The organism is Mesorhizobium sp. M2A.F.Ca.ET.067.02.1.1 (assembly GCF_004023285.1).
Lineage (GTDB): Bacteria > Pseudomonadota > Alphaproteobacteria > Rhizobiales > Rhizobiaceae > Mesorhizobium.
Genome location: NZ_RZSB01000230.1, coordinates 1 through 7988, shown reverse-complemented (window position 1 = coordinate 7988; position 7988 = coordinate 1). Strand labels below are relative to the sequence as shown.

The 7988-nt window shown below is 63.3% G+C and carries 9 protein-coding genes; 3 read left to right on the top strand and 6 right to left on the bottom strand.

The features are described from left to right. Positions 1-695: gamma-glutamyl-gamma-aminobutyrate hydrolase family protein (locus EOA28_RS17115; RefSeq protein WP_148670741.1), on the top strand; the 695-nt coding region annotated here is incomplete at its 5' end. 38 nt (positions 696-733) lie between these two features. Here EOA28_RS17115 and EOA28_RS17110 read toward each other — a convergent pair. The 5 genes from EOA28_RS17110 to EOA28_RS17090 form a co-directional block, all read right to left on the bottom strand. Continuing rightward, on the bottom strand, positions 734-1405 hold the full coding sequence (locus EOA28_RS17110) for an outer membrane protein (RefSeq protein ID WP_127249719.1): 672 nt from the start codon (positions 1403-1405) through the stop codon (positions 734-736). Between the two features lie 331 nt (positions 1406-1736). Further along, on the bottom strand, positions 1737-2720 hold the full coding sequence (locus EOA28_RS17105; protein ID WP_127249720.1) for a 2-hydroxyacid dehydrogenase: 984 nt from the start codon (positions 2718-2720) through the stop codon (positions 1737-1739). After that, entirely contained in the window at positions 2717-3739 is a 1023-nt protein-coding gene (locus EOA28_RS17100) for a LacI family DNA-binding transcriptional regulator (protein WP_127249721.1), read from the bottom strand. Before EOA28_RS17100 ends, EOA28_RS17105 begins: the two co-directional genes overlap by 4 nt. An 80-nt stretch (positions 3740-3819) precedes the next feature. After that, a complete protein-coding gene (locus tag EOA28_RS17095) occupies positions 3820-4704 on the bottom strand; it encodes a DMT family transporter (RefSeq protein ID WP_189342073.1) in 885 nt (294 codons plus the stop codon). Positions 4705-5131: 427 nt separating this feature from the next. Further along, positions 5132-5539 carry a DUF2000 family protein gene (locus EOA28_RS17090; protein ID WP_127249723.1) on the bottom strand — a complete coding sequence of 136 codons (408 nt, stop codon included), beginning with the start codon at positions 5537-5539 and terminating at the stop codon, positions 5132-5134. 45 nt (positions 5540-5584) lie between these two features. Between EOA28_RS17090 and EOA28_RS17085 the strand changes: the two genes are divergently transcribed. Then, positions 5585-6448 (top strand): AraC family transcriptional regulator, encoded by an 864-nt coding sequence (locus EOA28_RS17085; RefSeq protein WP_127249724.1) that lies wholly within the window; start codon positions 5585-5587, stop codon positions 6446-6448. Positions 6449-6641: 193 nt separating this feature from the next. On the opposite strand, the gene EOA28_RS17080 is transcribed toward EOA28_RS17085, so the two are convergent. Beyond that, positions 6642-7115: a MarR family transcriptional regulator gene (locus EOA28_RS17080; protein ID WP_112128317.1), complete on the bottom strand. Its 474-nt coding sequence runs from the start codon at positions 7113-7115 to the stop codon at positions 6642-6644. 384 nt (positions 7116-7499) lie between these two features. On the opposite strand from EOA28_RS17080, the gene EOA28_RS17075 reads away from it, so the two are divergent. After that, on the top strand, positions 7500-7988 hold a 489-nt coding region (locus tag EOA28_RS17075), incomplete at its 3' end, for a GTP-binding protein (protein ID WP_148670740.1).

The window sequence follows — 7988 nt, the reverse complement described above, 5'->3', positions numbered from 1 at the left end:
ATCTGGAAGCGGCTGCGGCCGGCGCCGGCGTGTTCCCGCTGCTGGTGCCGTCCTTCGGGGACCGGCTCGACCTCGACGAATTGCTGTCGGCAGTCGACGGCGTCATGCTGACGGGTTCGAAATCCAATGTGCATCCTTCGCTTTATGACGGCGACCCGAGCGAGGCCAACGGTCCCTACGATCAGGCGCGCGATGCCACGACGCTGCCGCTGATCCGCAAGGCGCTCGAGCGCGGCGTGCCGGTGCTTGCGATCTGCCGTGGCATCCAGGAGCTGAACGTGGCGCTGGGCGGCACGCTCGGCACCGAGATCCAGGAGCGCGAAGGCTCGCTCGACCATCGCGCGCCGGTGAGCGACAATCAGGACGAGCGCTTCGCCATCCATCAGACGGTCTCGATCAAGCCGGGCAGCTGCTTAGCCAGCGTGTTCGGCGCCGGCGACATCAAGGTCAACTCCTTGCATCGGCAAGGGATCGACCGGCTCGGCTCGAAACTGCAAATCGAGGCATTGGCCACCGACGGCACGATCGAAGCGGTTTCCGTCAAGGACGCGCGGGCCTTCGCGGTCGGCGTGCAATGGCACCCCGAATACTGGGTGAAGTCGGACAGCAATTCCGCCAAGATCTTCAAGGCCTTCGGAGATGCCGTGCGGCTGCACGCGGCGGCAAAAGCAGGCGCGCGCGCCGCGGCGGAGTAGATATCGATGTAGCCGCCGCTTGGTGCGAAATTCCGCGATCAGAACTTGTAGCTGACGCCGAAGCGGACAGATTGCGTCGTCACGTGAGTCGGGTAAAGCCACGAGCTATCGGTCGCTGGATTGTCGGTGAACTTCCCGAAATCAGCGTAGCGGTACTCGACGCGGGTGGTCCAATTTTGCGCGAAGGCATATTCAACACCTGCGCCCAACGTCCACCCTGCCTTTGTGTGGGATGAACTATCCGTCGTCGGGCCTTCTTCATAGTGGGTTTTGAAATGAGCAACCGCGAGACCGCCGGTTGCGTACAGCAATGCCGGTCCCATCGCATAGCCCAAGCGGGCTCGAAGCGAACCCTGGACATCGATCTTGGTGTCGATCGTGCCGGCAAACGCCGAATCGACTGAACCGCTCATTCCGGAGGCTTCGATGTCGGCTTCGCCGCCGAGAACGAACGAACCGTAAGCTTGGTTGTAGCCAAGATGGATACCGCCGAGCACTCCGTTGGATTTCCAGGAGTCGGCCCAATCCGAATTGCCACTCGATATCGACTGATCATGGCTATCGACGTGGCCCCAACCATAGCCTAGTTGGACGCCAACATAGGCGCCGCTCCAGTCATAGATCGCCGGAGCGGCGGAAAGCGCATCCGCGGCAAAAGCGCTACCCGGAAGGGCAGCAAGAATAGCAGAAGCCAACAAAATCGATTTCATGGACCCACCCCGTGTTTCGCGGCAGTGTAGACCGCTTCGATTGCAGCGCAATATAGCCGGGCATCCGGAAGATGCTTTCTTATCTGAAGTTGCACAAAAACCACGCTGGCTCCCGTCTGGTGGCCGGTGGACGCCAATGACACCCGGCAGAGCCAGCCCGTAACCAGCTTCATGCCGCTTCTCCACACTCGATCATGTATGGAGAATGATTTCAAAGCCTTAAGCGGGAGATAATGGGCCGGCTAAAGCATTAACAAATGTGGCGAAGCGCCCGGAACGGTTGAACGTTCCATAGGCTGCGAAAGCCCCCTCAGACGTCCCTGGAATTGTTTTACCCGCGCGCCTTGACGTTGATCGTCTCCGGCACGGGCGTCAGCGGCCGGCGCTCGGTGAACCAGGCGACGAGATTGTCGACGCAAAGATCCGCCATGGCGCGGCGGGTGTGGACGGACGCCGAGCCGACATGCGGCAGAAGCGAGGCATTGGCAGCGTCGAGCAGGGCCCCTGGCACGTTCGGTTCGTCGGCAAAGACGTCGAGCCCCGCGGCGGCGATGGTACCGCTCTTCAGGGCGGCGGCCAGCGCTGTCTCGTCCACTGCCGAGCCGCGGCCGATATTGACGAAGACGCCGTTCGAACCCAGCGCCGACAAGATTTCGGCATTGACCGCTTTCTCCGTGGAGGCGCCACCCGGCGCGATGCAGATCAGCGTGTCGACGGCCTCGGCAAGGCCTTTCAAAGTGGCATGATAGTCGTAAGCCAAGCCTTCCACCTTGCGGCGATTGTGGTAAGCGATCGGCAGGCCGAAGGCTTCAAGGCGGCGGGCGACGGCGCGGCCGATGCGGCCCATGCCGAAAATGCCGACGCTGCGGCCGCGCAAGGTAAGCCGGCTCAGGCGATAATTGCCCTTCTTCACCCAGTCGCCGTCGCGCAGCCACTTCTCGGCGGCGTAGAGCTCGCGCACGGTGTTGATCAACAGGCCGATGGCGGTGTCGGCGACCTCCTCGGTCAGGACGTCGGGCGTGTTGGTGACCATGACGCCGCGCTTGGCCGCGTGATTGGCATCCACCGAATCATAGCCGACGCCGAAACTGGCGATGATCTCAAGGTTGGGCAGCGCGTCGATGATCGCCGCGTTGATGCCCGCATAGGAGGCGATGCCGCGCACGGTGGCGCGCATCTCTTCCGTGACCAGCGAAGGGTCGGCGCGTTCGATGCGCACAAGCTTGAACGCCCTGTCTAGGCGGCTGACGGCATGGTCGTTGAAATCGCCAGGCACCAGAATGGCGACCGGCAATTTTCCTTCTGCAATGGTCATGCACGCTCCACCGGCTTGCCGGTCGACTGCCGCACATGCAGTTCCGGCTTGATCAGTTCCTGTGATGGCCGCACCGCCTGCCCGTTCAATTTGTCGAGCAAGGCGCTGGCGGCGCGGCGGCCGACCTCGCGCTGGCCGTTCCAGACCGTGGTCAGGGCCGGCGTTGCGATTGCCGCCTCCTCGAGATCGTCATAGCCGGTGACCGAGATATCGACGCCGGGCACGAGGCCTGCCCGCGCGATGCCGTTCATCAACCCGATCGCGACCAGATCGTTCCAGCAGCAGGCGGCGGTCGGCTTGTCCTTCAGCGCCAGAAACTGTCCCGCGGCTTCGAAGCCGGCCTGCTTGGTGCGGGGACCGGGAATGCGCCAGGACGGCTTCACATCCAGGCCGGCCGCCTCCATGGCGTTGAGATAGCCCTGGTAACGGTCGCGGCCAGTCGAGGTCTGGTCGGTGCCGCCGACCATGGCGATGCGCTTATGGCCGAGCGAGATCAGATGATTGGTGGCAAGTGCGGTGCCATAGGCGTCGTCGCCACGGAACACCGGCACGTCGGCGCCGGCGACGCTGCGCGCGATCAACACCGCCGGCAGGCCGTTTTCCTCGGCCATGATGATGTCCTCGGCCGGCGTGCCTATGGCCGGCGACATGATGACGCCGTCGGCGCCGAGCTGCAGCAGCGTGTCGATGAAGGTACGCTGCTTTTCCAGCTGGTCGTAATGATTGGACAGGATGAAGGTCTGGCGGCTGCGGTCGAGCTCGCTTTCGATCGAGCGCAGGATCTCGGCGAAGAACGGGTTCATGATGTCGTGCACGACGACGCCGACGATGCCGGAGCGCGAGGTGCGCAGCGAGGCGGCGCGACGATTGTAGATATAGCCGATGGCCCGCGCGTGCTCCTTGATGCGCTCCCGCGTGGCGCCAGCCACCAGCGGGCTGTCGCGCAGCGCCAGCGATACCGTTGCCGTGGAGACGCCGAGCGCATCCGCGATCGTCGAAAGCTTGATCTTCTGTGCCAGTGCCCTTCGCTCCCCAGGGTCTTCGGATCTACGTCTTTAAATTTTTTAAAACGGCCTTATGCCACCGGACTCGGAGCAAATCAAAGTTTTTTCGCCAGCGCCTCGGCCTCGGTGTCGAGCGAGGCGGAGTTGCGCACGCGTAGCCGATGCTCGCGATGGATGATGTAGAGGCCGCTGGCAACGATGATGGCAGCACCCAATAAGGTCCAGCGGTCCGGGAACTGGTGGAAGATCAGCCAGCCTGCGATGATCATCCACACCATCTGCGAATAAGGGAAAGGCGCCAGCTGCGTGGTGGTCGCCAGGCGATAGGCCCGGACCAGCAGATAGTGGCCGCCGGCGCCGAAGACGCCCAGCATCAGGACGATGAACCATTGAAAGCCGCCGTGCGGCAGCGTGGGCGCGAAGGCAAGCATCGGGGCCAGCAGCACCGACGGCGCCAGCGCCGAGAACAATATCAGGCTCTCGGATGTTTCGGTCGAGGACATGCGCCGCGTCATGATGACATAGAAGCTGTTCGACAGCATCGAGCACAACGCGAAGAGATGGCCAATGCCGAACACGCCGACGCCGGGCCTGGTGATGATCAGGACACCGACAAAGCCGGTGAGGATCGCCAGCCAGCGCCGCCAGCCGGCCCATTCGCCGAGCAGCGGGCCGGCAAGGGCGGTGATGACCATCGGGCCGAAGAAATAGATCGACGTCGTCTCGGCCAGCTGCAGCGTCTTCAGCGCCAGGATGTTGAACATGGTCGAGCCGAAAAGCATGCAGCCGCGCAATATATGCGCAGGCAGGTTGTTGGCGCGAAAGCGCGCCGGCTCGCGCCAGCCGCGCAGGAAGACGCCGACGAGCAAGACGTGGACGGTGAAGCGGGCCCAGGCGACGATCAGTGCCGATACGCCGGCCAGCACCAGATATTTGCTGGAGGTGTCGAGAAAGGTGAAGCAGACATAGACGCAAAGCATCAAAAGCATCGCCGCGGGCGGCGTTGCGCTGTCGTCGTTGTTTTTGGGAATGCTCAAAGTCGGGCCGAAGGGAGGATAGACGTCCCCTTCTGCGGCAATCGCCGCTGGCCGGCAAGCCAAAAGCGACTGGCCCAACAAGCGCTTTGGACAGGCTTAGAGCGCATCGCCGTCGGCGATTGGCTTGAACGGTTCTCGCGGTTCGTCATCCACGGGCGGAGCAAGGAGCGAAGCGACGCGCGCAGACCCGAGGATCCATGCCGTTACATCGACGCTCCAGCCACGGTGCAAAATTCTGCTCCGTTGCGAACCTCGGCGAAGGTCACGGCATGGATCCTTGGGTCTTCGCTCCGCTTCGCGTCGCTACGCCCAAGGATGACGAAGTTGGCGAGGTCGCTGCTAATCCCGAACGTTCAAGACGGTATAAAAATCAGCCATGCATGCGGGCGCCCTTGGTGATCTTGTCGACCAGCTTCTTCTCGCCGCGCAGGGCGATGCCGACGATCTTGGCATCGTCCAGCGCGAATTCGGCGAACACGGCGCGGTTGGCGGCATCGTGGCCGGTCGAAAACATCTCCTCGACATAGGCGGATGTCGTCACGCCGCGCTCCAATGACCGGCGGTGGATCGTGCCCAGCGTCGCCGCGTCGGCCGACAGGACGATGACCGGCTGGACCGACATCGGGTTGTAGAGGTTGCCGGCACGGTCGCGATACGGCTCGCCGATGATCTCGGGGAATTGCGCGACGATGCCGCTGGTGAGGAAGGCGGTGACGTTGAGCTTCTGCCAGACCGGCAGATCCTCTCTGAGAACAATTGCAATTTTCGTATCGAACACCAAGATTGAGACTCCGGGATGGCCCGTGACGGGCGGAACAGGGCGATGGCGCAGGCTCTAGGCGCAGAAGCGAAGCAAGGTCTTGAACGTTCGTGCGCGGACGCGGCCAATGGCGATCGCATCGTTTCGGCGCCGGGCGGACTGGGCCTCGAACGCATCGAGGCGCGTTTCCACGGCAACGCCTTCGAGCCGCACCGGCATGACACCTATGCCATCGGCGTGACATTGCACGGCGTGCAGCGCTTTCATTATCGCGGCGCGCTGCAACATAGCCTGCCCGGCCAGGCGATCGTGCTGCACCCGGACGAATTACATGATGGCGGCGCCGGCACGGAAGACGGGCTGCGCTACCGGATCCTCTATCTGGAGCCGTCCCTGCTGCTCGACAGCCTCGATGGCGGGCCGCTGCCTTTCGTGCCTGACGCGGTGGTAAGCGATCCAGCGCTGCGAGACACGCTGCTCTCGGCGCTGGCGCCGCTGGACGAAGAACTTGGCGACCTGTTCGTGGCGGATTTCGTCGCGCAACTGGCGCAGCATCTGAGGCGCTACGCCGGAAAGCCGGCAAAGTCGACGGGCAAGACCGCGTGGCGCGCGGCGACACTTGCGCGCGACTATCTTGCGGAGAATGCCGAACGGCCGGTGCGCTCCGATGAGCTCGAGGCCGTTACCGGCCTCGACCGCTATCAGTTATCACGGCATTTTCGCGCTACTTATTCGACCAGCCCGCACCGCTTCCTGTTGATGCGCCGGCTGCAAAGAGCGCGGCGCATGATCGCCGAGGGAGAACCGCTGGCGGAGATCGCCGCCGGCGCCGGCTTCAGCGACCAGAGCCATTTCAACCGGCATTTCAAGAAGGCGTTCGGCCTGACGCCGGGGCGTTGGGCGGCGCTGGTGAGGCGCGACGTGTAGCGTCGTCGCTTAAGGGCGAGGCGTCCGGTGATGGCCTTCAGGCGCGACGCGCAGCGTCGTCGCCCTTTTCAGCTAAAATTCTTGGTCGGTTCGTGAAGCGACGATGCTGCGCATCGCGCTTGGGTCGCTCGAGACGACGCTTACGCGTCGCTCGTTAGCCGAACGTGGCGCGGTTGAGCGATGACGCTGCGCGTCACGCTTCATCCATCTCCGCGTCGTCGTCCATCAGGACCAGGTCTTCGTTCGACAGGTTCGCCTCGATACGGGCGAGCAGCTTGAACAGCGCCTTCTGGTCCTTTTTGTCGAGGCCTTTCAGCGCCTGCTTCTCGGTCTTCTTGACCGACTTCTCGATGGCGCGGATGGTTTCGCGGCCGGACTCGGTGAGGAAGATATGGGCCTGGCGGGCATCTGCGTTGGAGGCCCGCTTTTCGAGGAAACCCTGCGCCTGCAGCCGGTTGATGGTCTTGGTGATGGTCGGCGGCCGCACGCCGAGCTTGCCGGCGAGATTGCCAGGGGTCTGGCCGTCCTCGCGGTCAAGCGCCAGCATGATCTGGTCCTGGCCGGCGTAGAAACCATGGGCCAGAAGCCGCGCCGCGAGCGCCGTGCGCGCCAGCCTCGCCGCCGAATGCAGCCGGCTCATTGTCGCTGTCTTGTCCGCCTTGGCCATGGCCATTCCCTCTTCGGCCCAACCGGCGCGGCCAGCATAGAGGCTGTCCGACGATTGGCAAATGACGATCTCTAAGAAACCGGCTTGCGGAACGCTTTGCCGGCAAGCATTGCGGTGCCCGCGCAGGTGATGCCAGATGTTTATTTCAGTTAGATGACAAACGACTTTTGAGGAGCGGAGATTCACAGCGGCAACGGGGGATGGCCATTGGGAGCGCATGCGGCTCCCCGTTTGGTCGGCCTCGACCGCCACCAAATCCCTCCTCGCCGCCATCCCCGTCGGAGGGTCCGCCTGGCCCATCGGTTTGACGCGTGCAAAAGCGCGACGCCCATCCTATATGAGGCCGACAATCCAGATTTTTCGACCAAGATTTCGAGGCAAGCCATGAGCGATGCACAGACGCAAATCCCCGTAACCGTTCTCACCGGCTATCTCGGCGCGGGCAAGACGACGCTGCTCAACCGCATCCTGTCGGAGAACCACGGCAAGCGCTATGCCGTCATCGTCAACGAGTTCGGCGAGATCGGCATCGACAACGACCTGATCGTGGAATCCGACGAGGAAATCTACGAGATGAACAATGGCTGCGTGTGCTGCACGGTGCGCGGCGACCTGATCCGGGTCGTCGAGGGCCTGATGCGCCGGCCCGGCCGCTTCGACGCCATCGTCGTCGAGACCACCGGCCTCGCCGACCCGGTGCCGGTGGCGCAGACCTTCTTCATGGATGACGACGTGCGCACCAAGACCAAGCTCGACGCAGTGGTGGCGCTGGTCGACGCCAAGCACCTGCCGCTGCGCTTGAAGGATTCCAAGGAGGCCGAGGACCAGATCGCCTTCGCCGACGTGGTGGTGCTGAACAAGACCGATCTCGTC

Bases quoted from the DNA above. Each gene is read 5' to 3' on its own strand.
- EOA28_RS17085 (WP_127249724.1), top strand. From the start codon at position 5,585: ATGGCGCAGGCTCTAGGCGCAGAAGCGAAGCAAGGTCTTGAACGTTCG.
- EOA28_RS17095 (WP_189342073.1), bottom strand. From the start codon at position 4,704: ATGCTTTGCGTCTATGTCTGCTTCACCTTTCTCGACACCTCCAGCAAA.
- EOA28_RS17105 (WP_127249720.1), bottom strand. From the start codon at position 2,720: ATGACCATTGCAGAAGGAAAATTGCCGGTCGCCATTCTGGTGCCTGGC.
- EOA28_RS17080 (WP_112128317.1), bottom strand. From the start codon at position 7,115: ATGGCCAAGGCGGACAAGACAGCGACAATGAGCCGGCTGCATTCGGCG.
- EOA28_RS17110 (WP_127249719.1), bottom strand. From the start codon at position 1,405: ATGAAATCGATTTTGTTGGCTTCTGCTATTCTTGCTGCCCTTCCGGGT.